We start from the raw sequence: 24,458 nt of genomic DNA, 5'->3' as shown, positions 1-24,458 counted from the left end.
GCTCTCAGAGGTTGGTCAGCAGGTCGGTGAACGGCTGGGCGGATTCCGTTCCCGAGTGGCCGAAGGGGGCGTCGAAGCTCCAGACGAGGAAGAGGAGGAAGACCACCAGCGCGCTGAAGGCGGTGGCGAGGAGGAGTTCGCGGGTGGAGCGGCGGATCTGCAGGGTGTAGAGCAGACCGAGGGTGACGACGCCGCCCGCGACGAGGCCGAACCAGACCGCCCCCGGCAAGGTCGTGCCTGCGCTGTCCAGGCGCTGGTGGCGGGCGTCGTCCGCGGCGGCGACCTGGTCCAGGAGGGGCTGGTAGGCCTGGGCCTGGAGTTCGTCGGTCGGCGTGTGGTGGGCGATGTCGCTGCGGATGCGCCGCAGCAGCGTGGCGCCGGAGGCATCGACGGGCTTGTCGTCCTGCATGGCAGGCCATTCGGTGCTGACGGCGTGCCGGGTGTAGTCGTCGATGTGCTGCTGCACCTGGGTGCGGAAGGCGACCGGATAGACGTCCAGGCGCTGGTCGACCTCGTACAGGGCCTGCGCCTCCCGCTGGACGGTGTCCTCGGCCGCGCCGCGGGCTTCCCATACGCCCGCGATGGCCAGGCCGACCACGATGGCGTAGACGACTCCCACCATCATGACCATGTACTCGAGCACGTCCGGGGTCTCGGAGGTGTCCTCGTCGTCGGCGACGCGGCGGTGCCGCACGACCGTGGCGACGATGACGAGAAGGCACACCAGGACGGACGCCACGGTGTAGACGAGCCACTCGGGCACAGCGCAACTCCAGGTAGGAATGGGGTGATTGGGGCGGACGGGGTGCGGCCGTCCGTCCGCGATTGCCGCGACGGCCGGTCGCGGTGGGCGGTCGCGGCGGGCGGTCAGCGTCGGCTGCGGCGGCGGGAAGCGGGGCGCAACGCGGCCGCGGCCAGGATGGCCGGGGTGGTGACGACGACGGTGGACATCGTGGTGGGCATCCCCGCTCGGACCGGCCGCCGCGGGCCGCCGGTGTAGTGCCGTCGGGGCAGCCACCGGAACACCTTCGGTGACGTGCGCGCGACGGCCGGCTTCAGGGCGAGGGGACGTGCGGGCGCGGGTTCGGGCGCGGCTGCGGGTTCGGGCGCGGGTTTTTCGGGCGTGGCCGGCGGGGCCGGTTGATGTCGAGGCGGCTCCGCCGGAACCCGGAGCCGGTCCATGGGGTTCTGCCGTCGCGGACCTCGGGTCGCGGACCGGGGCGGCTCCGCGACCGAAGAGGGCGGTGCGGACGGTGTCGACAGTTCTGAGAGGGCGGGCGCGGGTGCAGGCGGCCGGCACGGCGGTCCGGCCGCGGTCTCGCCGTCGCGCACATCGATCCATACGTCGGGAGCGCATACGACGACCCGCCCGGCCGTCGACGTGTGGTCGACGATCACGCCGACGTCACCGTGCTGGGGAAACGGACACAGAGCGGCAACTGCCCCGAACCCGACACTGATCCAGCCTCCCACCAGCGACTCCCTGCGGTCACCACACCCGGTTGCGTCTCGCTGCCGGGTCCGCTGCAAGGACCCGGTGCCGCCGCCCTGCGGCGGCACCGGACGTAACGATCATGGGTGGGCAGGGGACACGCACGCCGTCCCCCGAACGGCACACCGGGCGCCCCAGGCCTCGGTGGCTCAGTCGGCCGAGCCCCGGCGGCGGCGTTCCCGCGCCCGCTCACCCGCTCCTCGCGCCGCGGTCATCAGGTGGTTGCGCCCCCACGACATGAGCAGCGCCAGCGGCGTCGCGAGCAGGCCGATCAGGAGTGCCGGACCCCAGTCCATGCCGTCCCTGCGGTAGCGCATGATCAGCACGATGCACCCGTACGTCAACGCGACGAGCAACACGGTCTTCAGCGGTTTGGGCAGGGTCATGTCCCTCAACTACCCGGCTGCCGCCAGAGCATGACGAGGCCCCCGCGGTGTCGCCTAGGAGGGCACGAGCGGCAGGTCGTCCGTGTAGGCGTTGACCGGTGGGGCAACGTGCTTGGTGCTGCGGACGTCGAGGGCGGCTTCCGCGGTCCTCGTGCCGAGTGTGCCCCGGGGATGCCACGTTCCCGTCACGGCCAGCCATGTGTTGGCGGGCGGTGCCTGCGTGCCGTACATCCGCACCTTGACGGTCTGCGAGTCGGCGGCGCAGCACGTGAAGATGATCCGGGTCAGATACCAGCCGCCGCCGTGCCCAGCCGGGGTGGCGAAGCCGGTCATCTGAATGGCGCGGCCCCTGATGCTTCGATCGCGGTCCTGCTGGACCCGGGCGGTGAAGTCGCCGAGGGTCATGGGCAGCGGTGAGGTCGCGGGCAGCGGATCGAACGCCTTCTGTTCCTTGACCGCCTTGTCGTTGGACCGCGCCGCCGTGTACGCGCCCAGCGCCGGCGGGGAGTAGAGGAGCAGACTCAGGGCCGGGAAGAACAGCAGCCAGGCGACGCCCGGCACACGGGAGTGGTCGTGGCCGTGCACGTGGCCGGCGTGTCCGGTGTGCTTCTCGGCTCTCACCGCGCTGGCCAGAGCGAGGAGCAACAGCACAACCCCGGAGACGATCAGCGGCGGGCGCAGCCCCTCCTTCACATAGCGCAGGTAGAGATCGGTGAAGAGGGCCGCGTGCAGCAGGCCGATGCCGGTCAGGCCCAGAAGCAGTGCCTGTGCGGGGCGTTTCACAGCACTACCCCTCCGATCAGGGCGCTCGCGGCGACCGCCACCACGGTGGTCGCCGTGGAGAAGCGCCAGGCGAAGGCCCGGCCGAAGGTTCCCGCCTGAAGGGCGATCAGCTTCAGGTCGACCATCGGCCCGACCACCAGGAAGGCGAGCCGTGCGGTGGGCGAGAAGCCGGTGAGCGACGCCGCGACGAAGGCGTCGGCCTCCGAGCAGACGGCGAGGACGACGGCGAGCCCGGCGAGGAAGAGCACCGACAGCCAGGGCGAGGCGGAGAAGGTGTCCAGGACGGAACGCGGCACGACGACGTTGAAGGTGGCCGCGGCCATGGCACCTAGGACGAGGAAGCCGCCGGCGTGCAGGAAGTCGTGCCGGCAGCCCTCCACGAACTCCCGCCGGCGGCTGTGCCCCGGGTGGTGCCCGGTGTGCCGGGCGGTGGGCCTGAGCCACTCCTCCCTTCCACGCCAGAGCCACAACCAGCCCATGACGGCGGCGGTGGCGAGCGAGGCCAGCAGGCGAGCGGCGACCATGGCGGGGTTGCCGGGGAAGGCGACGGCGGTGGCGGTCAGCACGACGGGATTGACGGCCGGAGCGGAGAGCAGGAAGGCGAAGGCGGCGGCCGGGGTGACCCCGCGGCCGATCAGGCTGTTCGCCACGGGAACGGACGCGCACTCACAGCCGGGCAGTACCACCCCTGCGACGCCTGCCACCGGAACGGCGACCGCGGGCCGCTTGGGCAGCAAGCGCGTGAACAGCTCCGCCGGCACGAACGCGTTGATGGCGCCGGACAAGGCCGTGCCCAGCAGGAGAAAGGGCAGCGCTTGGACGGTGATGGCCAGGCAGACGGTGCGCCAGGCTTGGACGGCCGGGTGGTTCAGCCACCCGGTGTCCGCGAGAAGCAGCACGGCCGCCACGCCTGCGGTCCCCGCGAGTGCGGCTCGCACGGGCCACCGCGGCCGGAGGCGGGGTGCGGCCGGAACGGCGGCGACTGCCGTTCCCGCCGCTCGATCAACCATTTCATCCGTTTTCTGCATGTTCACTCCGGATGTCAGCGTCTGACCGACCATAAGTCGAAGACGGCCCTCAGCCCCGCACACACGCCGGTCCCGCTGCGGCGGGGAGCAAGGAGGGCCTTCGCATGGCGGTGATCAGCCTCGTCACCCACGGTGACAACGGCACCCGGGTACGGTCTCCTCGTAGTCGAGGTAGCTGATACCGGCCGCGTCCAGCGGGCCGGCGCGCTGTCGCTTCGCGAGGTCCCGTCCGCTGTTCACCCGTCGGGGCGTGATGGTGTCGATCCTTTCCTTCAGGTCACCGGGTCGAGCAAGTCGTCGAAGACATGCGGGAGTTGTTTCCATCCTTCTCTGCCTGCCGCGTACTCGTCGTCGGTGAGGAGGCACGCGTCGAGCAGGGCCGACAGACCGTCACGGTCCAGGCCGGGTGAGGTGAAGGTCAGGTACTGGCAGCGGTCGCCGTGCTCGGGGTGCCAGCCCAGGGAGGCGGCGAGGCGGCGTTCGGCCGGCACCATCTCCCATGCGGCGTCGGGCAGGGCGGCCAGCCAGGGGCCGCCCGACTCCACGCAGAGGGCGCCGCCCGCTGCGTCCCACGACAGCAGCGTGTCCGGGCGGTCGGCCAGCCAGAAGCGCCCACGGCTGCGGGCGGCAGCGCAGGTCAGCTCCTCCAGTGCGGCGTAGAGGCGCTGCGGGTGGAAGGGCCGGGTGCGTCGCCAGACGAAGCTGGTCACCCCGTGCTCGTCGCAGTCCTGCGGCAGCAGCGCGCACGCCGGGTGCAGGCGGGCGGCGGCCGCTGCCACGTCGAAGCCCGCCAGCAGAGCGGGTCCCAGAGCAGCATTGTCCACGCGCACCTTCCGCGCGCCCGGGGTGAGCTGGGCGAGCAATGCATGGTCGGTGTCGTCGGCACTCTCGCCGCATTCCCGGGTCGGACCGTCCTCGACGACGGCGATCACCGTGGGATGCTCCAACTGCCGGGCGAAGGTGTCGGCGACGGTGCGCCGGTCGGTCGGGGCGGCGGCGAGACCGACGTCGGCCAGGTCGTCACCGTTGGAGAGGTAGGGCAGGACGAGGGCCGGGTCGACCACGGTGGCGACGCCGGTCAGCTTCAGCGGCGCGGCCGCGGCGGCGATCACCGCTGCCATCGCCTGTGGCTCGACGGAGTCCCACAGTTCGACGACGGCCGGCCGGTGTCTGCCGTCCTCGGCCAGCCGCAGTAGTTCGGGTACCAGGTCCTCACGCAGCGCGCAGCAGGCGCAGTCGTTCACCAGGGGGGCGTCGCCACGGCCCAGCAGACCGTCGGCGTCGCGTACGGTGCGGTGTACGGCGCTGTCGGCGGCGGACGTCAGATCGTGGTGCAGCGCGACCGCGCCGGGGACCGTCCGCAGGATCTCCTCGACGGCCGTCCGGCGGGCATCGGCATGCAGCCCCGCGACGATCGCGACGGGCAGCTCGCTCACCGCTCACCTCGCCCACGTCCGTAGCGCCGCTCGAAGCGCTCGACCCGCCCCGCCGTGTCCAGGACGCGCTGGGTGCCGGTGTAGAAGGGGTGACTCGCCGAGGAGATCTCGACGTCGATGACGGGGTAGGTGTTGCCGTCCTCCCACTCGACGGTCCTGTCACTGGTGGCCGTCGAGCGGGTGAGGAAGGCGAAGTCGGCGGCCCGGTCGCGGAAGACGACCGGCCGGTAGGCGGGGTGGATCCCGGGCTTCACGGTTCTCAGCGCTCCTCACGGAAGTCGACGTGGCGGCCGGCGATCGGGTCGTACTTGCGCAGGGTCAGCCGGTCGGGGTCGTTACGGCGGTTCTTGCGGGTCACGTAGGTGTAGCAGGTGCCGGCGGTGGACCTCAGTTTGATGATCGGGCGGAGTTCGTCACGAGCCATGGTCGGCACCATACACGAGATTGGTTTTCATTTTCACTTAGCTGTAGTGTGCTGCCCTCGTCGACCCACAGAGGAGGAACCCATGTCCGCGCACTGCCAACTCACCGGCCGCCAGCCCGGCTTCGGTCACCACATCTCCCACTCGCACCGGCGCAGCAAGCGCCGCTTCGACCCGAACATCCAGCGCAAGCGCTACTGGCTGCCGAGCGAAGGTCGCCACGTCCGGCTCACCCTGTCCGCCAAGGGCGTCAAGACGGTCGACCTGATCGGCATCGAGGCCGCGGTGGCCCGTATCCGTGCCCGGGGAGGGAAGGTCTGATGGCGAAGAAGAGCAAGATCGCGAAGAATGCGCAGCGGCGCCTTGTCGTGGCGCGTCATGCCGCCCGGCGCGCCGCACTGAAGGCGATCATCTCGTCGCCCCGCAGTCCCGAGGACGAACGCACCGCGGCGCAGCGGGAGTTGCGACGGCAGCCCCGCGACGCCAGCGCCACCCGCCTGCGCAACCGGGACGCCGTGGACGGACGGCCCCGAGGCCACCTGCGCGCCTTCGGCCTGTCCCGCATCCGGGTACGCGAGATGGTCCACGCCGGTGAGCTGCCCGGAGTGACCAAGAGCAGTTGGTGAGCGGTGCGGGCAGCGTGCGCGTTGCGCGGGGTCACGGGGATGCCGCGGCTCCAGGGCCGGCCCTGGAGCCAAGGCCGGTGTCATCGGGTCGGCTTGGCCTTCTTGCTCCTGACGGCCGCTGATCGCGCGAGCGCGGCAACCGACGCGATGTATTGCCGGACGTCCTCCTGGTAGGCAGGGGCGGCTTCCCTCGTCCAGCAGTCGTAGTACTCCTGGACCCGTCGGTGGAGTTGCGCGGGCTGCGGTGGGCCGAAGACTCGCAGGCCCACCTCCTCCCCCACGTCCAGCACACGCCTCTGCAGCCCGTCAATGGCCGTCCGGGGGTCAGTCGGGCAGCAGTAGCCGACCCGTTTTCCCCGGCGGGACGCAGACGGTGCGGTCCGGCAGCCGTACGACGATGGGCTGCAGGTCGGACGGCGGGACGCTGATCTCCAGTCGGCCGCTCTCCAGCCGCAGCCGTACACCCCAGTGCCCCTGGTAGTGCAGCGAGAAGCCGTACGACGAGAGCTCCGGCAAAGGGACGGGGGCCAGCCACAGGGCCCCCTCCCGCGTTTCCAGACCGGTGAGGCCGCGCTGCACCAGGTCCAGCGTGCCGGCCATCGCGCCCAGGTGGATGCCCTCGCCCGTCGTCCCGCCCTGAAGATCGGCCACGTCACTCTTGAGGGCCTCCAGGCAGAAGGGCCATGCTTCAACCCGCCGGTCCCGGGCCAGGATCCAGCCGTGCACCAGGCCGCTGAGCGTGGAGCCGTGACTGGTACGGGCCAGGTAGTAGTCGACCGTGCGTCGCCAGGTCTCCTCGGACAAGCCGTACCCCAACCGGTCGAACACGGCCCGGAGTTCGGTGGGCGAGAAGAGATAGCCGAGCATGAGCACGTCGGCCTGTTTGGACGCCTTGTAGCGGTTGACGGAGTCGCCCTCCGCCTCCAGGATCCGGTCGAGCCGACGGATGTCGTCGTACCGCTTGCGGTAGCCGTCCCAGTCGAGTTCCGCCAGATCGCCGTAGCCATCGAACTGGCTGATCACACCGTTGTGGACGGGGACGTGCAAGGTGCGGGAGACGTCCTCCCACTGCTCCAACTCACCGGTGTCCAGGGCGGTGCGCTCGAAGAGCTCACGCCGACGGGGTGCCGGGAGGGCCCGCAGCACCTCCAGCGCCCGGGTCAGTACCCAGGCGGCGGTCACGTTGGTGTAGGCGTTGTCGTCCAGGCCCGGCGCAGCCGCCCCGGGACAGGCCTCGTGGTACTCGTCGGGGCCGACCACGCCGCGGATGCGGTGCCGGCCCAAGTCCTCGTCCCAGGTGGCGGAGTCCGCCCAGAAACGCGCGATCTGGAGCAGCATCTCGGCGCCCTTGGTGTGCAGGAACTCCGTGTCGCCGCTCGCCTCGCAGTACTGCCAGACGTTGTACGCGATCGCGGACCCCACGTGGTGCTGAAGATGCGTGTGGTCCGGCAGCCAGCGCCCCGATCGCGGGTTCAGGTGGAGCCGTTGGGTTTCCTCACGCCCGTCACTGCCGCTCTGCCACGGGTACAACGCCCCCCGTCGGCCGATGGCCCGCGCTGCCGCGCAAGCCCGGTCGAGGCGGCGGTGACGGTACCGCAGCAAGGCGCGCGAGACCTCCGGGAAGTGCAGATTGAGATAGGGCAGTACGAACACCTCGTCCCAGAAGACATGCCCGCGGTAGGCCTCGCCGTGCAGTCCCCGGGCCGGTACCCCGACGTCGAGGTCTGCGGTGTGCGGGGACAAGGTCTGCAGGACGTGGAAGAGGTGCAGACGCAGGATGTCGCCCGGCTCCCCGGTGACGTCGATCTCCGCCCGGCGCCACAGCTGGTCCCATGCCGTGAGATGGGATTCCAGCAGTTCCCCGTACCCGGGTGCGGCGGTCACGCGATCCACGGCCGTCTGCAACGGATCGCTGATCGCCGGATCGCGTGAGGTGTGCAGCGCGACGGTCTTGTCCACGGTCCGGGTACCGCCGGGTTCCAGCAGGAGACGCACCCGCTGCACGGCACGAGCGCCTTCGTGCGCGTCGGTGACAGGCGCGTCCGAGGTGAGCCGGGCGGCCATGGCGATGCGGATGTCCGAGGTGATGGTACGGCAGCGCAGCCATACCGTGTCCTGCCCCACGGAGCCGGTGTGCACATGGGTCAGGTGGCGCCCTTCCAGGCCGCGGTACCTGGGCACTCCGGCGTTCGTGACTCCGCCGTCGAGGGCCGCCTCCACTTCGAGGTCCGTTTGCGCCCCGTCCACGGTGAACGCGGTGCGCAGGGCGGCGATGTGCGGATCGGCCATGTGGACGAGGCGTTCCTGGCGGACCGACAGCGTGCCTCCCCCGTCGAGTCCGTACCGGGTGACCCTCTCCAGGAGCCCCGAATCGAGGTGGAGCACCTGACGGTGCCCGATCACCGGCGCGGTGTCCGGCGTGAGCCACGCTCCCCCCTCCGGTCGGAAACGCAGCGGCAGCCAGTTGGGGAGGTTGACCATGTCCTCGTTCTCGACGCGGCGCCCGGCCACGACGGAGGTGAGCCGGTTGTAGCAACCGGCCGTGTACGTGCCCGGGTAGTGCACGTCGTCCGCGTCGCACTCGGGCAGTGCCCCGCGGGTGGCGAAGCAGCCGTTGCCCAGCGTGCACAGCGACTCACGCAGGCGTTCGCCCACGGGCTCGTATCCGTCGTACTCCCAGGTCCAGGCCGTCATGCGGGTTCCCCTTCGCCGCTCCGTCCGAAAAGCCCGGATGAAGGTTCCTGCCGACCAGTGTCACCCCGCAGCGCACGTCACGCCGGTGCCCCGGGTCGGGGCACCGGCGTGTCATGGCCGGGCTGGGGCCCACGCGGTGGCCGGGCTGGGCCACTTCCTCTCACACCCGTTGCGGGACGGCCGCGACCGGGCAGGCCGCTCGATGCAGCAGGGTGTGCGTCACTCGGCCGAGCTGGAGTCCGAAGTGGCCGGACCTGCGGCGTGTCCCGACGATCACGAGGTCCGCGGCGGCCGAGCGGCTCACCAGCACCTTGCCGGCCGGACCCTCGATCGCGGTGCGGCGGATCCGCACGACCGGATGATCCGCGGCCGCCTCGGCGATCAGCGAGTCGATCACGGCGACGGCACGTTGCTCATGCTGGTGGGCCGGTTCCCCAGCCGATGCCCCGTGATCCGCCTCCTCCGATGCCGGGCAGCGCCGGCTATGGACGACGTCCAGCTCACAGCCGCGCGCCTGCGCCTCCCGGAAGGCCAACCGGACGGCTTCCGCACTCGTGTCCACGTCCTTGACGCCGAGCAGGATCCGGTTCCCGGCGCTCACCGAGAAACATGTGCTCGGTACGGCACAGCCCGATCCCCTGGGCGCCGAGCGCGCGGGCACGGACGGCGTCATCGGGGGAGTCGGCGTTGGCCCGTACCTCCAACCGGCGCACCGCGTCGGCATGCCCGAGCGTGGTGAGGACCGCGCCGCTGAGGGCGTCGACCGCGGTGCCGGTCTCCAGAGCGCGGCCGACGTCGGAGGCGGTGAACCGGAGCGCACCGAGGTGGACGGTTCCGGCGGTGCCGTCGACGGAGACGGTGTCGCCCTCCTCGACGACCACCCCGGCGGCGGTCGTGAAAACGCGCGCGGTGGCGTCCACGGTCAGTTCCTCGGCCCCGCAGACGCACACCTTGCCCATGCCGCGGGCGACGACGGCCGCGTGGCTGGTCTGGCCGCCCCGGCTGGTCAGCACCGCCCGAGCCGCGATCATGCCGGGCAGGTCGTCCGGGGTGGTCTCCCGGCGGACCAGTACCGTGTCCTGGCCTGCGGCTGCCCGGCGACTGGCCTCGGCGGAGTCGGAGACGGCGACGCCGACCGCCGCGCCCGGCGAGGCGGGCACGCCGTGGGCGAGGGGGACGTCCGCCGAGGTGATGTCGAAGCGTGGGAACCTCAGCCGGGTGAGGGCGCAGCCGTCGATCCGCTGCAGCGCCTCGTCGGCGCTGATGGTGCCCTCCTCGCGCAGGTCGTATGCGATGAGGAGCCATGGGCAGGCGCCGGCGCATCGCCGTCATCGGCGTCGGCAACGACTTCCGGCGCGACGACGGTGTGCGCGGCCGACGCGGCCGAGTACGCCGGTCCCGGCGACCGGCGTTCGGACGCCGAGCCCGTCGCCTGCCCGGCGCGTGGCCCGCGGCCGGCCTGGGACGGTTCCATGGCCAGGAGGCTCTGCGCGCCGCGGTGCGCACGGTTGCCGCCGGCGGGATCGTCGCGCTGAAGGGGCTCGGGGGCTACCAGGATCGCGGTCCTCTTGCATGCGCCTTCCAGGCGTCGATGTCCGTGGTGATGTCCGCGGCGACCCGCTCCGCCCACGCTTCGATGCGAGGGAAGTCGCGGAAGTCGCCGCCCTTGCCGTTGCGCAGGATCATCCGGGCGATACGACCCCTGGCACCCTCCTCCAGGCAGCCGCCGAAGGTGACGTGGTCCCGGGCGTCGAGCCGGAGCATGACGCGCCGCACGCCGGGCACGGGCGGGATGTCCCGCTCGGCGGCCGACGGGTCCAGCGGCCCGCTGCTGAACAGCCACACCGGGCGCTCCTGAAGGGCACGCCGGTTGCGGCGCACGAACCGGCGGGCGTCCTTGTGCCACCGTCCCGTGTACAGGGCGCCGCCGACGACGACGGCGTCGTACGCGGTCACGTCGCTCACTGTCGCCGCCGGTGCGGTCCGGACGGTCAGTCCCTCCTTGCGCAGGACATCGGCGACGGTCTCGGCGATGCGTGCGGTGGAGCCATTGGTCGTCCCGTAGGCGACCAGTACGTTCGCGGTCATGAGGTGCCGTTCTCTCGTTCCGGTGGGCGCGGCCGGGCGACCGGCGCTCGTGTCATGTCTGAGTGCGTTTGCTCCTCACCTCAGGCGCCGCAGGTACGGATCCCGCGGCCGACGAGGCAGCAGGCGCACCCGGGCATCGAGGACGCTGACACCACCCGATGTGGCGAGCAGAGGGTTGAAGTCCGACTCGGTCAGTTGCGGGAGGTCGCAGGCCATCCGCGACAGCCGCAGCAACACCTGCTCCAGTCCAGTGAGATCGACCGGCGAGCGGCCCTCGCCTCCCAGCAAGAGCGGGGCGCACCGCGGAGACGTGATCAGGTCATGGACGTCGTGGTCGGTGAGCGGGGCGAGCCGGGCGGCGTGGTCGGCCAGGACCTCGGTCGCGGTTCCGCCCGAGCCGAACAGCACCAACGGGCCGAACACGTCGTCCTGGACGACACCGGCGAACAGTTCGATGCCGCGGTCGGCGAGTGGCTGCACCACGACCCCCGTGAGCAGGCCGGCGAACCGGGTCTTCAAGTCCCGGTAGGCGGCCCGCACCTGCGCGTCGTTCCGCAGGTCCAACAGGACTGCATGCTGGGCGCTCTTGTGCAGCAGTCCGGGCCAGTGTCCCTTCATCACCACTCGCCCGTCGGGGCCGCGCAGCCGCTGAGCGGCGAGGACGGCGGCAGCCTCGGTGTCGGCCCAGGCCCATGGCGACTGCGGGATGCCGTAGCAGGCGAGCAGGCCGGCGCACTCGTGCGGCTCCAGCCAGCCGCCGTCCGGGTGGGCGTCCAGGTACGCGTCCACCAGACGCTGGGCCCGTTCCGTCTCCACGTCCGGCAGGGCCGGTACGGTGCCCGCCGGCCTCGCCAGCCAGGCCGCCCTGCGGGCTGCGTGGGCCAGGGCCCGGGCGGCGGCCCCGGGTTCGGCGTAGGACGGCACGCGGGTGCCTTCCGCGGCGGGCAGCAGCTCGACGGGGAGGGCCTGTTCGAGGCGCACGAGGACGACCGGCTTCCTCCCCCGGCCCACGGCGCCGGTGACGGCCCGTACGAGATCGTCACCGGTCGCCGCGGCCAGGGCGGTGGGGACGAGGGCCACGAGGACCGCATCGGCATCCCTGAGGCGCGTGACGCGGTCGAGGCAGGCACTGAGCTGTTGCTCGGTGACGGCTGCGCCGGCATCGACGGGATTGCCCAGGGTTGCACCGCCGGGGAGCACGGCGAGCAGGTCGTCCGCCGGCGCCGGGGTCGGCGACGGCACGGACAGGCCGGCTTCCGCGCACGCGTCGGCCGCGAGGACGCCGGCTCCGCCCGCGTTGGTGACGATCACCACGCGGGGTCCGTCCGGCAGGGGCTGGGCGTGCAAGAGGGCGGCCGTCTCGAAGAGTTCGCCGATCGAGTGGGTGGCGGTGATGCCGGCCTGGGTGAACAGGGCCTGGCGCGTCAGGGTGCGGGTCGCGGCGGCTGCCGTGTGCGAGGCGGCGGCCCGCCGGCCGGCGTCGGTGCGTCCGGCGTCGACCGTCAGCACGGGCATCCGGCGGGTGACCCGGCGGGCGGTGCGCGAGAAGGCCCGCGGGTTGCCGAAGGACTCCAGGTGCAGCAGAGCGAGGTCGGTGCGGCCGTCGCTCTCCCACCACTGCAGCAGGTCGTTGCCGCTGACGTCGTACTTGTCGCCGAGCGAGACGAAGGAGGACAGGCCGATCCCCAGCCGGGACAGCCCGTCCAGCAGGGCGATGCCGACGCCGCCGGACTGCACGGCCACGCCTGCGGTTCCGGGGCGTGGATGGCCGGCAGCGAAGGTGGCGTCCAGGCTGACGCCTGGCTCGGTGGTGGAGACGCCGAGGCAGTTGGGTCCGACCAGCCGCATGTCGTGGCTGCGGCACGCTGCGAGGAGCTCCCGCGACCGGTCGGCGTCGAGTCCTGCGACGACGAGCAGGGCCCTCACGCCGGTCTTGCCGCACTCCTCGGCGACGGTCGGCACCACGGCGGCGGGCACGGCGATGATCGCGAGGTCCGGCGGGAGCGGCAGGGCGCTCACGGACGGATACGAGGGCACGGCGAGGATGGAGGCAGCGGCCGGGTTGACGGCGAACAGGCGGCGTGTGAAACCACCGGTCTTGATGTGGTGCAGGATCGCGCGGCCCACCGAGCCCGGACGGCGCCCGGCGCCGACGACGGCGACCGTGTCCGGCCGGAGCAGCGGGGCGAGGCTGGCGATGTCGGCGGCTCGTCCGCGTTCCTCCACGGCCGACAGGTAGGTGTCGCTCGCGTCGAGCGCGATGGTGCAGTGCACCTCGGGGCCGTCGAAGTGGCGAGCCGTGCGCAGCCCGAGGTCGGCGAAAACCTTCAGCATCCGGCGGTTCTCGTTGAGGGCGTCAGCGGTGAAGGCGGTGACGCCCTCGGCGCGGGCAGCCGACACCAGGTGCTCCAGGAGCAGCGTGCCCACGCCACGGTGGTGCAGCCCGTCCGCGACAGCGACGGAGATCTCGGCTTCGGCGCCGCTGCCACCGGTGTCGTACTCGGCCAGCCCGAGCAGGTGCCCGTGCCGTTCGGCGATCAGGGCCCGGTAGCCGGGCCGGGGCGGACCGCACGCCCGGTCGGCGGCAGCCGTCGCGGAGCTCGGGCTCACCGCGAAGAACCGCAGCCGCAGGTTCTCCAGTGACATGTCCTCGTACAGGCGTCGCACGCGTGGGTGATCGTCGGGCCGCGCGGAGCGGATGCACACGGTGGTGCCGTCCGCCAGCAGGGCGTGCCCCGGTGGATGGCTGAGGATGTCGTCCTTCATCGCGGGCCTCCTCGTGGGCCTTCGCTCCACTTCGAGCGTCCCGCACAGCGGGGAACCCGCCCATGGGCCGTACGGCGGCGGATGGGGGCCGGTCGGCCCCGATGAAGCAAGGCCTCGCGTCAGCGGTGGGGCACGACGGCCACCGGGCAAGCGGAATGGTGCAGCACCGCGTGGGCGGTCCGTCCCAGCTGCGGCGTGTAGTGGTCGGGCCTTCGCCGCACGCCGACGACCAGCAGGTCGGCGTCGTGCGAGGCCGCGCTCAGCACCCGGCGTGCGTGCCCTTCGGCGGTATGCCGGTACAGCGTCGGTGCCGGTGGGAGGGCCGCGAGCGCGGCCTCCAGCTCGTCGCCGGCACGCCGCTCGAAGACCTGCGCGGGTTCTCCGACGAGGAGCGGGTGGTCGACCGGCTCGTGTGCGGGGCACTTCCAGGCCCGCACGGCGTGCAGAGCAACACCTCGCAACCGTGCCTCCTCGGCAGCGAACCGTACGACGGCCCTCACCTCAGCACCGTCTCCGATGCCCACGACGACGCGGCCTCGTACCGCCTCGGCCGCCTGGTTGTCGTGGCTGCCACGCAACACGACGACCGGACATGCGGCACGGGCGGCCACGGCCATGCTCACCGACCCCAGCAGGCTCTCGGCGATGCTGCTGCGGCCTCTGCTGCCGAGGACGAGGAGCGTGGCGTCGGCACTCTCGTGCACCAGCGCGTGCTCCGCCTCGTCCGGCACGAGGTCGGTGAACACCTTCAGATCGGGCTGCCGCTGCCGAGCCCGCCGGGCGGCGGTGTCGAGGATGTCCTCGCCCAGGACTTCCTCCGCGGGCTTGCCCACATCATCAGCCAGCGCGGAGCCTTCATAACGCTCCCACAGCGAGGCGTACACCACACGCAGCGGCAGGCCCCGCAGGGCCGCTTCGCCGGCCGCCATGTCGGTGGCCCTCAGGCTCTGCTCGGAACCGTCCACTCCGACGACGACGGGGAGTTCCATCCTCCTCACCCTTTCTCCTACGAGGGGTCCCAGTGAGACCAGGGGTCACTCATGTGCCACGACGGCGACGGGGGCGGTGGCGTGGTGCAGGACGGCGTGGGTGACAGAGCCGATGTGCACACCGACGGGGTTGCGCCGGACACGACGGCCGACCACGACCAGCGACGCGCTGCGCGCGGCGTCGACCAGCCGGTCGGCGGCGCTGCCGGTCCGTGACTCCTCGCTCACCTCGACGGACGGGTACTTCTGCCGCCAGGGCCGCATCACCTCGGCCAGCTCCGCCGCCTTCTCACGCACGATCTCGTCGTGCAGGGAGGCGTCGAAGGAGAGGCCGTAGACGCAGTACGCCGGCAGGTACCAGGAGTGGACGGCTCGGACGGTGGTGCGTCGGCGGTCGGCCTCCTCGAAAGCGAAGGCGAGCACGTCGTCGGCGGGCTTCTCCGTGTCGACACCGACGACCACCGGCCGGTAGGCGGTGGCTGCGGACGGAATCCCCGCGGGGTCGCTCTCGTGCTCGTCGGCGGCCTGCTCACCAGCCCGTACGACCACCACAGGCACGTCGGTACGCGCGATGACGGCCTGGCCCACGGACCCGACCAGGAAGCCTCCGGCTCCGCTCATGCCGCGGGAACCGAGAGCGAGCAGTTCGCTGTCCGCGGCCGCGGCCGCGAGCAGCTCGGCCGCCCCGCCGGACAACCGCACCAGGCTGACGTCGACTCCGGGGTGACGCAGACGAAGGCCGTCCACGGCCTCCCCGGGGATCCGCTCGGACCACTGCGCCTGCGTTTCCCCACCCAACAACGGGGCCTGGGCCCAGGGATGCGGGACCGGCTCCGCAACATGCACGATCGTCAGTGGCAGGCCCAGCAGCTTCGCCTCGCGTGCCGCCCACTCGGCCGCGGCCCGGCTCTCACGCGAACCGTCGAGCCCTACGACAACGGTGCGGACCATGATGACGCCTCCTCGTCGGAATGCTTCTGCCTTCAGCCTCGCGGCGAAGGGGCCACCGCCACAGGGGCCGCATGTCCTGTGCCGGGGCCGACCGGCCCCAGTGGTCCCAGCCGGCGGTCTGCCCATGAAGAGGCCATGTGGCCCATGGACCGTCCCGCCACGGGCGACGACGCTGGAAAGGGAAAGCCACGGAGCTCTGGAGGCGCGCCATGAACGCTCCTGTCACGACGAGCATGCCGCGGGTCCTGCCCGCCGAACACCGGCAGCGGTTGATGGGGATCGCCCGCGAAGTGGCCTTCACGACAGGCACCCGCCTCTTCGAAGAGGGCCGCCACGCCGACCGGTTCTGGATCATCCGGACCGGCACGGTCGACCTCGACATGAAGGTGCCGGGCCGCCGGGCAGCCGTCATCGACTCCCTCGGCCACAACGAACTCGTCGGCTGGTCCTGGCTGTTCGCCCCGCACCGGTGGCACCTGGGGGCGGAGGCGGCAACCCCGGTGCGCGCCTACGAGTTCGACGCCACCGTCGTGCGCGCGCTGTGCGAGGCCGACCCCGAGTTCGGCAGGAGCATCGCACAGTGGGTGGGCAGCGTTGTAGCCCGGCGGCTGCACGCCGCCCGCACGCGGTTGCTCGACCTGTACGGCCCCTACGGCAGCGGAGGCCTGCGATGACCGGATCCGGGATCGAGAAGGACAGGGGCGCTGAGGCGCAGGCGGCATACGGCTTCGTCCACCTGGTGAGCGACGTCATGACACGCTCGGTGGCCGCCGTCGGTCTGGAGACCGCGTTCAAGGACATCGTCCGGGCCCTGCAGGACCGCCGGGTGAGCGCACTGCCGGTCCTGGACGGCTCCGGACGCGTAATCGGCATCGTGTCCGAGGCGGACCTGCTGCCCAAGGAGGAGTTCCGCGACCGGGACCCCGACCGCCGCACCCAGCTGCGCCGACTGGCCGATCTCGCCAAGGCCGGTTCGGACACCGCGCAGGAGCTGATGACGTCCCCCGCGATCACCATCGCTCCCGCTGCCACGCTCGCCCAGGCCGCGCGCGTCATGGCGCGGGCCCGCGTGAAGCGGCTGCCCGTGGTCGACGACACCGGCCGTCTGCTCGGCATCGTCAGCCGCGCCGACCTGCTGAAGGTGTTTCTCCGCGACGACAAGGACATCGCCGAGCAGGTCCGGCGTGAGGTGACCGCCTGCCTCTTCCCCGGGCCGGCGTCCGATGTCCGCGTCGACGTCCACGACGGGGTCGTAAGCCTCGGTGGCCGGATGCGAGACCGTTCCCTGGTACCGGCGGCCGCACGGCTGGTGCGGGCCGTCGAAGGCGTGGTCGACGTGCGGTTCGAGCTCGACCCGTCCGAGCCCCAGCCGCGCTGACCGGGCCGCCAGGGCCGGACGGCCCTGGTGCTCCCGGACCAGCCGAGTGACGATCGTGTCCGGAGCGGTGGCCGGCTGACCACCGCACACCGAGGAGCGAGGCCCGGCATGAGCGAGGAACGCACCTTCACGGCGCAGAACCCCATCCGCGTCTTCCTCCTGGACGATCACGAAGTCGTACGGCGGGGGCTGACCGACCTGCTGGACGCCGAGCCGGACATCTCCGTCGTCGGCGACGCCGCGAACGCCGGCCACGCGCTGGTACGGGCGCCCGCGGTACGACCGCACGTGGCCGTACTCGACGTACGTCTGCCCGACGGCGACGGCATCACGGTCTGCCGCGAACTGCGCAGCCGCATGCCCGAACTGGGCGTGCTGATGCTGACCTCGTTCGACGACGAGGAAGCCCTGCTGGACGCCATCATGGCCGGAGCGTCGGGTTACGTCCTCAAGCAGATCCGGGTCTCGGACCTGGTGTCGGCGGTACGCACGGTGGCCTCCGGCCAGTCGCTGCTCGATCCGGCGACCACGACCCGGCTGATGCGCGCGCTACGCGCCGGACCCGCTGACACCACCGACGTCCCGTCCGAGCTGGCCGGGCTGTCCGACCGTGAGCGGGAGATCCTGTCACTCATCGGTGACGGGCTCACCAACCGCGAGATCGGCATGCGCCTCTACCTGTCCGAGAAGACGGTCAAGAACCACATCTCCCGGCTGCTGGCCAAGCTGGGCGTGCAGCGCCGGGTGCAGGCCGCCGTGCTCGCCACCCATCTGGAGCAGACCGAACCGGCCGACCAGGGCCACCGCTGAACGCGGGGCCGGCCGCCATGGACGTGAGGCAGCACCGCGCACGGGCAGACGTGGCCGGAAGAGGACTCCGCCATCAGTGAGCGACGAATCCGCAGGCCCGCAGGCACACCCGGACCCTGTCCGGGACCTGGCTCCGGGTCGGGGCGTTCCTCGATGACCAGAGGCCGGCCCAGTGCAACGGACGACTGCTGCCTTCATGATGCGTCTTTCCTGCGGGCGGTGGCTCAGTCGTGCGCGACGACGGCGACCGGGGCGGTGGCATGGTGCAGGACGGCGTGCGTGACCGAACCGATGTGGACGCCGAAGGGGCGGCGCCGGATGCGGCGGCCCACCACGACGAGCGAGGCCTCAGCGGCGGCGTCGACCAGGTGGCCGGCGGCGCTGCCCGAGCGGGACTGTGCGATCACGTCCACGGACGGATACTTGTGCCGCCAGGGGCTCAGTACCTCGGTGAGCCGAGCCGCCTCCTGGCGCGCGACCTCGTCGTGCCACTCCGGGTCGGCGGCGAGTCCGTACACGTAGTACGGCGGGAAACTCCAGCCATGGACGACCTCGAGGCCGGTGTCCCGGCGGTCTGCCTCCTCGAAGGCGAAGGCGAGCAGGGTGTCCGCCGAGCCGCTGATGTCGACGCCGACGACGACCGGCCGGAAGCGCGTGGCGGCGGACGCAACGCCGACCGGGTCCGGCTCGCGCTCGTCGTCGGCCTGTTCACCGGCCCGCACGAGGACGACGGGGACCTCGGTGTGCGCGATCGCCGCATGGCCGACCGACCCGACGAGGAAACCGCCGGCGCCGCTCATACCGCGCGAGCCGAGCACCAGCATTTCGGCGCCCTCGGCCGCCTCCGGCAGGACCTCTCCGGCCCGGCCGGAGATCTGCTCCATGGTGATCTCGAGGCCGGGATGGTGCGCCTTGATGCCGTGGGCCGCCTCCCGGGGAACACGCTCCCGCCAGTGGGCCTCCGTCTCGGTACCCAGCAGATGGGCCTGCGCCAGGGGCTCGGGCATCGGTTCCCAGACGTGCACGATCTTCAATGGCAGACCGCGCAGCTTCGCCTCGCGCGCCGCCCACTCGGCCGCTGCGCGGCTCTCGTGCGAGCCGTCCAGTCCTGCGACAACAGTGCGGACCATGATGGGCTCCTCCGGATCGGGGGGTGTGTTTCGAGCCTCGTCGACCGCACCCGGCTTCCGCAGGGGCCGCAGGTCCCCGGCGTGGGCCGACCGGCCCTCCCCGCTTCGGCCTGGCCGGGGGACCCGATCCGACCGGCCGATGGCGTACCGCCGCCTTCGACGCGGTCGCCCTGGGCAGATCAGCGCAGGGCGAAGCGTCGGGCAGGCAGGCACCGACTCCGGACGGCCCGGCCGAAGGGCCAGGTGGCCCATGGCCCAGCCGGTGCCGGCAGCCCAACCTGGAGTTGACCGGTCCATCAGTTTCCCGGAGGCGTGCCATGAACGCTCCCCTCACGACGATGTTGCCGCGGGCGCTGCCCGACGAGCACCGGCAGAGGCTCTTGGGGACCGCCCGTGACGTGGCGTTCACGATGGGCGCTCGCCTCATCCCTGAGGGCGGCCACGCCGACCGGTTCTGGATCATCCGGACCGGCACCGTCGACCTCGACATGCGGGTACCGGGCCGGCGGCCGGCCGTCATCGAATCCCTCGGGCCCAACGAACTGGTGGGCTGGTCCTGGCTGTTCGCCCCGCACATCTGGCATCTGGGCGCGCAGGCCGCGACCCCGGTGCGGGCCTATGAGTTCGACGCACGGGCGGTCCGCGCGATGTGCGCCGACGACCCGGAGTTCGGCCGGGGCGTCGCGCAGTGGGTGGGCGAGGTCGTCGCGCACCGGCTGCACACGGCCCGCACCCGGCTCCTCGACCTGTACGGGCCGTACGGCAGCGGAGGCCTGAGATGACCGCGACCGGCGCCCCAAGGAGGTGTCCCGATGCGTTTCCAGGACCGCACGGGACCTCGGTTGCCCGGGCAGGGAATCTGGACGGAGCCTTGGTTCGGGGCACCGGGCCGGCCGCGGGAACGCGGATCCCGCCGGCCGGGGAGGACTCGGAGATCGAGGTGCCCGCAGGCCGGGTTCGGTTGGCCGCCCAGCTGAGTCTGACCGATGCCGACCGGGCCGTGGTCGTCCTGGCTCCGGGGGGAGCCAGGACTCCGGACGACCGGTGTCTCGCCCAAGCGCTGCGCCGTGCCGGGTTCGGCACCATGGTGGCGGACCTGCTCACCGAGGACGAGGCGAGCTGCCCTCATGACGTCTTCGACGTGGCGCTGCTGGCCGGCCGTCTGCGGTCGGCCGCCACGTGGCTGCACAGGCAGACCGGCCTGCCGTACGCCTATCTCGCCGCCGGCACGGGAGCGGCCGCCGCGCTGGAGGCGGCGACTCCGGGTCTGTTCGCGATCGTGTCACGCGGCGGGCGTCCGGACCTCGCCTCTCCGGCCGCGCTCGCCGGGGTGCACGCGCCCGCCCTGTTCGTCGTGGGGTCGCTCGACACCCGTGTGCTCGGCCTGAGTCGACTCGCCGTCGACTGGATGCGCTGCGAGCACAGGATCGTGGTGGTCCCGGGCGCCACCCACCTGCTGACCGGGGCCGCGGCCCTGGCGGCGGTCGCCGACCTGACCCGCGACTGGTTGTCGACGCGATTGCCGCAGGCGGCGAGCGGGCCAAGGCCGAGCCGGATCTGAAGGGCGCCACACCGCGGGGAGCGACCGTGTCACAGGGGCACCGACGCGATCACTCCTGCGGCAGCGGGACCCGCCACTGCAGGTGTGTGCCTCCGCTCTCGGCCGCCCGCCACTCCAGGCTTCCGCCCAGCTGCTCGGCTCGCTCGCCCATGTTGCGCAGACCGCTGCGCCGGCCTTCGGGCGGGATGCCGACGCCGTTGTCGGTGACGGTCAGCCGCACCTCTCGGCCGTCGGTCTCCAGCACCACGTCCGCTCGGTCGGCCTGTGCGTGCCGGGCGACGTTGGTCAGCGCCTCGGACAGAACCGCGACCACCTGGTCGGCGACCTCCCGGGGCACATGGGTGTCCAGGAGGCCTTCCATGCGGAGACTCGGCGCGAAGCCCAGCGCCGGCACCGCGTCGCCGGCCGTCCGCACCGCACGTGCGCGCAGGCCGGATCCGCGGTCGGACTCCCGGGCCCGCAGGCCGAAGATCGTAGACCGGATGATCTTGATCGTTTCGTCCAGGTCGTCCACGGCCCGCGCGACGCGCTCGCCTGCCTCCGGGTGCTCGATGAACCGGCCCGCGCTCTGCAGGGTCATCCCGGTCGCGAACAGCCGCTGGATCGCCAGGTCGTGCAGATCGCGGGCGATGCGGTCCCGGTCCTTCAGGACCGCGATCTCTTCGGCGTCGCGGCGGCGCTCGGCGAGCTCCATGGCGACCGCCGCCTGCGCGGCGAAGCCCTGCAGCGGTTCGATCTCCTTGCTCGAGAAGGCCGTCTGCCCGGCCTCGCGTACGAGGAGGACCACACCCCGTACGCCCTCGGCCGTGCCGATGGGTACGGCCACGGCCGGACCGAGCCCGATGAAGCGCCTGGGGCCGGCCGAGACCCTCGCATCCTCGGAGACGTCGCCGCTGGTCACCGGGGCCGCGCTGGAGAAGGCCTCACCGATCAGGCTGCCGTCGACCGGCAGGACCAGTCCCCGGTGGCGCTCCGCCTCCACGCCGATCGCCAGCTCGACCGTCAGCGAGCCGGTGCCCTCCATCGGCATGGCCACCACGGCCAGCGCGGCGCCGGCGATCTCGCGGGCACGGTCCGCGATCAGCCGGAGGACCGCGGTCTGGTCACTGCCCGACATCAGGCTGTGCGTGATCTCGGCGTTCGCCTGAAGCCAGCGCTCCCGCAACCGGGCTTCCTCGTAGAGGCGGGCATTGTCGATCGCGACTCCGGCGGCCACGGCCAAGGTCGAGAGGACCGACTCGTCCTCCTCGTCGAATTCCGCGCCGCCACGCTTCTCGGTCAGATACAGATTGCCGAACACCTTCTCGCGCACCCGGATGGGGACCCCGAGGAAGCTGTTCATCGGCGGGTGATGGGACGGAAAGCCGTACGAGGCGGGGTGCTGGGAGAGCTTCGGCAGGCGGAGCGGCTCCGGGTCGCGGATCAGTTCCCCCAGGATTCCGTGCCCCTCGGGGAACGGACCGATCTTCGCGATCTGCTCCTCGCTGACGCCGATGGTGTGGAACGCCGACAGTCGCCTGCCGTCCGGGCCGATCACGCCGAGGGCGGCGTACTCGGCGTCGACCAGCACGGCGGCGGCCTCGACGATGCTGTGCAGGGCCTGCTCCAGGTCGAGCTCCCGCCCGACGGACAGCACCGCCTCCAGCAGACTGTGCACCCGGTCCCGGGTGCCACGGGCAGCGTCCAGCCGGGCCTGCAACTCGGCCAGCAGCTCGTCCAGCTTGAGCTGCGGCAACCGGACGCGGGCCTCCTTCTCCCCGGAGCCTGCCACGCGTGGTCCTCCAGATCCGCTCGCCGTGCGGGCCGCCGTCCCCTCATGTGCCACGGTAGCCGCCCGGCCACGGGAGGACCACGAAACGTTGCAGATGGTGCGGCGGCGTCACTCACCCTGTCGGCGGATACGGTCCTGCACCTGGGTGGCGATCACGGCGGCCTGGATGCGGCGTTCCACACCGAGCTTGGCGAGCAGGCGGGAGATGTGGTTCTTCACGGTCTTCTCCGCGAGGAACAACCGCTGCCCGATCTGCCGGTTGGTCAGTCCCTCGCCAATGAGGGCGAGGATCTGCCGCTCACGCTCGGTGAGCCCGGGCAGCGCGTCGGCCTCCTTCTCGGGCTCCTGTTCGTGGCGTAGCCGGGCCATGAGCCGCGTGGTGGCGCTGGCATCGAGCAGGGACTGCCCCGCCGCCACCGTACGGACGGCGGAGACCAGGTCGGAGCCCTTGATCTGCTTCAGCACGTAGCCGGAGGCACCCGCCATGATCGAGTCCAGCAGGGCCTCCTCGTCGTCGAAGGAGGTGAGCATCAGGCAGACCAGCTCCGGCATGCGCGAGCGCAGCTCCCGGCACACCGTGACGCCGTCGCCGTCCGGCAGGCGGACGTCCAGAACGGCCACGTCAGGACGCAGAGCGGGGACCCGCACCAGCGCCTGTTGCGCGGTGGCGGCCTCACCGACCACGGTGATGTCCGCCTCGTCGTCGAGCAGGTCGTGCACCCCACGGCGCACCACTTCATGATCGTCCAGCAGGAAAACGCGGATGGCTTCGTCATGGCCGGGTGCCTGGCTGTCCGCCATCGGTCGCTCCTTGTCGTGACGGGCCGCGCCGGCGCGCAGAGTGGCCTCGGCTGCGATCATCGCGCCGGTGCGGGCCCGAGGGCCAGGGCCGTTCGGCCCTGTTCCGTAGGGCCGCGCATGCCCTGGACCAGGTACCCATAGAGTGCGGCGACCGCGCACTCAGGGATACGGCGGAACGGAATCCGCCTTCACGAGCGGTCCAGGCCGTACAGGCTGCGGCCGCCGACCAGCTCGCGTCCGGTCACCAGTTCCGACGAGACCTGGATGAAGACCTCCTGCCGGGAGGGCGCCCACGACCGCGGACCGGTGCGTATCAGCCGCTCGCGCTCGGCCGGATCGGTGACCACCGAGGCGGTTCCGGTGACGACCACGCTCCAGCCGCTCTGCCGTACGACATCGATCTCGTCCACCTCGAACGCGACCACGGTGCCGTCGACGGCGCGCACGAGTTCCGACTCGGCGGAGGTGCGCAGCACCACCGTCCCGTCGGGCTCCAGGCGGAAGTTGACCGGCAGGACGGCGGGGAGCGCGCCCCGGGTATGGACGATGCGGCCGACAGGCGCCTTCGCCATCAGCCGGAGACATTCCTGCCGGTCGAGTTCACGAAATCCGTCGTTGCGGTACATCCGGTGTCCGTCCCTGGCCTCGCGGCCGTCCGTCAGACCGTGATCCTGCGTCCGCTGATGCCGGTCGCGTCGATGCGCAACCAGAGCGGGCGCTGTCCGCCGGCCCAGGGCTCGCCCTGAGCCCGCTCGGCCAGCCGACGCACCTCGTCGGGGTCGGTGACCTCCCGGGCGGTGCCCCGCACGAGGACGCTCCAGCCGCGGCTGAACGCCTCGTCGATGCGGTCCACCTCGAAGGCGACGCGGCGGCCAGCCGCCCGGGCGGGTGTCGCATGCGGGCCGGTACGGAAGGTGACGGAGCCGTCCACGACGCTGTAGTTGACGGGCACGATGGCCGGCCCCTCGACTGTGGGCACCGCGATCCGGCCCACCCCGTGCGTACCGAGCAACGCCCAGCACTCCTCGGCGTCCAGCCCGCGAAGGTCGGCGCCACGGACGGCCCGGCCCGGCCCGGGTGGCCGCTCTGCGTTGCCTCCGGTCAGTTCGGTCACCGTGGTCTGAAGCGCTCCGGCCAGCCGCAGCAACGTGCCGGCACTTGGCACCGCGTCGGGGTGTTCCTCCAGGTGGCGCAGGTAGCCGGTGGCCATGCCCGCACGGACGGCCGTCTCCTCCCGGGTGAGTCCGAGCTGGTTGCGGCGCAGTGCGACGCGGTGTCCGAGGTCGCCCACCGGGATGTCACGCACCGGGCCCGGGGCGGTGTGGCGCTCGGCCATGGTGCTCACC

General features: G+C 72.0%; 24 protein-coding genes and 2 pseudogenes. 7 read left to right on the top strand and 19 right to left on the bottom strand.

Annotated elements, in window-relative coordinates; all coding sequences use genetic code 11:
• Positions 1-4: 4 nt before the first annotated feature.
• The 7 genes from ACZ67Q_RS05810 to rpmG form a co-directional block, all read right to left on the bottom strand.
• Entirely contained in the window at positions 5-763 is a 759-nt protein-coding gene (locus ACZ67Q_RS05810) for a bestrophin-like domain (RefSeq protein ID WP_471176882.1), read from the bottom strand.
• 878 nt (positions 764-1,641) lie between these two features.
• Entirely contained in the window at positions 1,642-1,878 is a 237-nt protein-coding gene (locus ACZ67Q_RS05805; protein WP_471176879.1) for a hypothetical protein, read from the bottom strand.
• Positions 1,879-1,932: 54 nt separating this feature from the next.
• Positions 1,933-2,661: a TIGR03943 family putative permease subunit gene (locus tag ACZ67Q_RS05800; protein WP_471176876.1), complete on the bottom strand. Its 729-nt coding sequence runs from the start codon at positions 2,659-2,661 to the stop codon at positions 1,933-1,935.
• Entirely contained in the window at positions 2,658-3,689 is a 1,032-nt protein-coding gene (locus ACZ67Q_RS05795) for a permease (protein WP_471176873.1), read from the bottom strand. Before ACZ67Q_RS05795 ends, ACZ67Q_RS05800 begins: the two co-directional genes overlap by 4 nt.
• A 272-nt stretch (positions 3,690-3,961) precedes the next feature.
• Positions 3,962-5,116: a CobW family GTP-binding protein gene (locus tag ACZ67Q_RS05790; protein ID WP_471177715.1), complete on the bottom strand. Its 1,155-nt coding sequence runs from the start codon at positions 5,114-5,116 to the stop codon at positions 3,962-3,964.
• Positions 5,117-5,121: 5 nt separating this feature from the next.
• Positions 5,122-5,379: a type B 50S ribosomal protein L31 gene (locus ACZ67Q_RS05785; RefSeq protein WP_471176871.1), complete on the bottom strand. Its 258-nt coding sequence runs from the start codon at positions 5,377-5,379 to the stop codon at positions 5,122-5,124.
• A 5-nt stretch (positions 5,380-5,384) separates the two neighbouring features.
• Positions 5,385-5,549 carry a 50S ribosomal protein L33 gene (gene rpmG, locus ACZ67Q_RS05780; protein ID WP_471176869.1) on the bottom strand — a complete coding sequence of 55 codons (165 nt, stop codon included), beginning with the start codon at positions 5,547-5,549 and terminating at the stop codon, positions 5,385-5,387.
• Positions 5,550-5,631: 82 nt separating this feature from the next.
• Between rpmG and rpmB the strand changes: the two genes are divergently transcribed.
• Positions 5,632-5,868 (top strand): 50S ribosomal protein L28, encoded by a 237-nt coding sequence (rpmB, locus tag ACZ67Q_RS05775; RefSeq protein ID WP_471176866.1) that lies wholly within the window; start codon positions 5,632-5,634, stop codon positions 5,866-5,868.
• Positions 5,868-6,173 (top strand): 30S ribosomal protein S14, encoded by a 306-nt coding sequence (gene rpsN / locus ACZ67Q_RS05770; protein WP_471176863.1) that lies wholly within the window; start codon positions 5,868-5,870, stop codon positions 6,171-6,173. The genes rpmB and rpsN overlap by 1 nt, the downstream gene beginning before the upstream one ends.
• A gap of 324 nt (positions 6,174-6,497) precedes the next feature.
• Here the strand turns inward: rpsN and ACZ67Q_RS05765 are convergent, their stop codons facing one another.
• The 7 genes and pseudogenes from ACZ67Q_RS05765 to ACZ67Q_RS05735 all read right to left on the bottom strand — a co-directional run bounded on the left by ACZ67Q_RS05765 (position 6,498) and on the right by ACZ67Q_RS05735 (position 15,661).
• A complete protein-coding gene (locus ACZ67Q_RS05765) occupies positions 6,498-8,867 on the bottom strand; it encodes a glycoside hydrolase family 65 protein (protein WP_471176860.1) in 2,370 nt (789 codons plus the stop codon).
• A 160-nt stretch (positions 8,868-9,027) separates the two neighbouring features.
• Positions 9,028-9,453, bottom strand: a pseudogene (locus ACZ67Q_RS05760) (universal stress protein); the annotation flags it as partial.
• A gap of 1 nt (position 9,454) precedes the next feature.
• Positions 9,455-10,162 (bottom strand): annotated as a pseudogene (locus ACZ67Q_RS05755) (PEP-utilizing enzyme); the annotation flags it as partial.
• Positions 10,163-10,415: 253 nt separating this feature from the next.
• Positions 10,416-10,955 (bottom strand): flavodoxin domain-containing protein, encoded by a 540-nt coding sequence (locus ACZ67Q_RS05750; RefSeq protein WP_471176858.1) that lies wholly within the window; start codon positions 10,953-10,955, stop codon positions 10,416-10,418.
• A 75-nt stretch (positions 10,956-11,030) separates the two neighbouring features.
• Positions 11,031-13,721, bottom strand: coding sequence for a bifunctional acetate--CoA ligase family protein/GNAT family N-acetyltransferase (locus ACZ67Q_RS05745; RefSeq protein WP_471176856.1), 2,691 nt, complete (start codon positions 13,719-13,721; stop codon positions 11,031-11,033).
• A 119-nt stretch (positions 13,722-13,840) separates the two neighbouring features.
• Positions 13,841-14,710 (bottom strand): universal stress protein, encoded by an 870-nt coding sequence (locus ACZ67Q_RS05740; protein WP_471176854.1) that lies wholly within the window; start codon positions 14,708-14,710, stop codon positions 13,841-13,843.
• A gap of 45 nt (positions 14,711-14,755) precedes the next feature.
• Positions 14,756-15,661: a universal stress protein gene (locus ACZ67Q_RS05735; RefSeq protein WP_471176851.1), complete on the bottom strand. Its 906-nt coding sequence runs from the start codon at positions 15,659-15,661 to the stop codon at positions 14,756-14,758.
• Between the two features lie 209 nt (positions 15,662-15,870).
• Between ACZ67Q_RS05735 and ACZ67Q_RS05730 the strand changes: the two genes are divergently transcribed.
• From ACZ67Q_RS05730 to ACZ67Q_RS05720, 3 genes are all read left to right on the top strand, one after another.
• Complete coding sequence (locus ACZ67Q_RS05730; protein WP_471176848.1) at positions 15,871-16,335, top strand: Crp/Fnr family transcriptional regulator; 465 nt, start codon at positions 15,871-15,873, stop codon at positions 16,333-16,335.
• A complete protein-coding gene (locus ACZ67Q_RS05725; protein WP_471176846.1) occupies positions 16,332-17,039 on the top strand; it encodes a CBS domain-containing protein in 708 nt (235 codons plus the stop codon). Before ACZ67Q_RS05730 ends, ACZ67Q_RS05725 begins: the two co-directional genes overlap by 4 nt.
• 108 nt (positions 17,040-17,147) lie before the next feature.
• The gene (locus ACZ67Q_RS05720) at positions 17,148-17,849 is read left to right on the top strand and encodes a response regulator (RefSeq protein WP_471176843.1); all 702 of its coding nucleotides are present in this window, start codon (positions 17,148-17,150) and stop codon (positions 17,847-17,849) included.
• 224 nt (positions 17,850-18,073) lie between these two features.
• Here ACZ67Q_RS05720 and ACZ67Q_RS05715 read toward each other — a convergent pair whose 3' ends face one another.
• A complete protein-coding gene (locus tag ACZ67Q_RS05715) occupies positions 18,074-18,979 on the bottom strand; it encodes a universal stress protein (RefSeq protein ID WP_471176841.1) in 906 nt (301 codons plus the stop codon).
• Positions 18,980-19,296: 317 nt separating this feature from the next.
• Here ACZ67Q_RS05715 and ACZ67Q_RS05710 point away from each other — a divergent pair, with 317 nt between their 5' ends.
• Together ACZ67Q_RS05710 and ACZ67Q_RS05705 are read left to right on the top strand one after the other, a co-directional pair.
• Positions 19,297-19,761, top strand: a complete 465-nt coding sequence (locus ACZ67Q_RS05710; protein ID WP_471176839.1) for a cyclic nucleotide-binding domain-containing protein — start codon at positions 19,297-19,299, stop codon at positions 19,759-19,761.
• 89 nt (positions 19,762-19,850) lie between these two features.
• Entirely contained in the window at positions 19,851-20,540 is a 690-nt protein-coding gene (locus ACZ67Q_RS05705; RefSeq protein ID WP_471176836.1) for a dienelactone hydrolase family protein, read from the top strand.
• Positions 20,541-20,589: 49 nt separating this feature from the next.
• Here ACZ67Q_RS05705 and ACZ67Q_RS05700 read toward each other — a convergent pair whose 3' ends face one another.
• From ACZ67Q_RS05700 to ACZ67Q_RS05685, 4 genes are all read right to left on the bottom strand, one after another.
• The gene (locus ACZ67Q_RS05700) at positions 20,590-22,311 is read right to left on the bottom strand and encodes a sensor histidine kinase (protein ID WP_471176833.1); all 1,722 of its coding nucleotides are present in this window, start codon (positions 22,309-22,311) and stop codon (positions 20,590-20,592) included.
• 108 nt (positions 22,312-22,419) lie between these two features.
• The gene (locus tag ACZ67Q_RS05695) at positions 22,420-23,112 is read right to left on the bottom strand and encodes a response regulator (protein ID WP_471176830.1); all 693 of its coding nucleotides are present in this window, start codon (positions 23,110-23,112) and stop codon (positions 22,420-22,422) included.
• Positions 23,113-23,300: 188 nt separating this feature from the next.
• Positions 23,301-23,738 carry a pyridoxamine 5'-phosphate oxidase family protein gene (locus tag ACZ67Q_RS05690; RefSeq protein WP_471176828.1) on the bottom strand — a complete coding sequence of 146 codons (438 nt, stop codon included), beginning with the start codon at positions 23,736-23,738 and terminating at the stop codon, positions 23,301-23,303.
• 32 nt (positions 23,739-23,770) lie between these two features.
• Positions 23,771-24,448, bottom strand: coding sequence for a helix-turn-helix domain-containing protein (locus ACZ67Q_RS05685; protein WP_471176825.1), 678 nt, complete (start codon positions 24,446-24,448; stop codon positions 23,771-23,773).
• Between the last annotated feature and the right edge of the window lie 10 nt (positions 24,449-24,458).

The organism is Streptomyces sp. NPDC036813, from assembly GCF_055609245.1.
The sequence above is the reverse complement of the archived record's forward strand: the minus strand, read 5'-3'. Positions and strand labels throughout refer to the sequence as shown.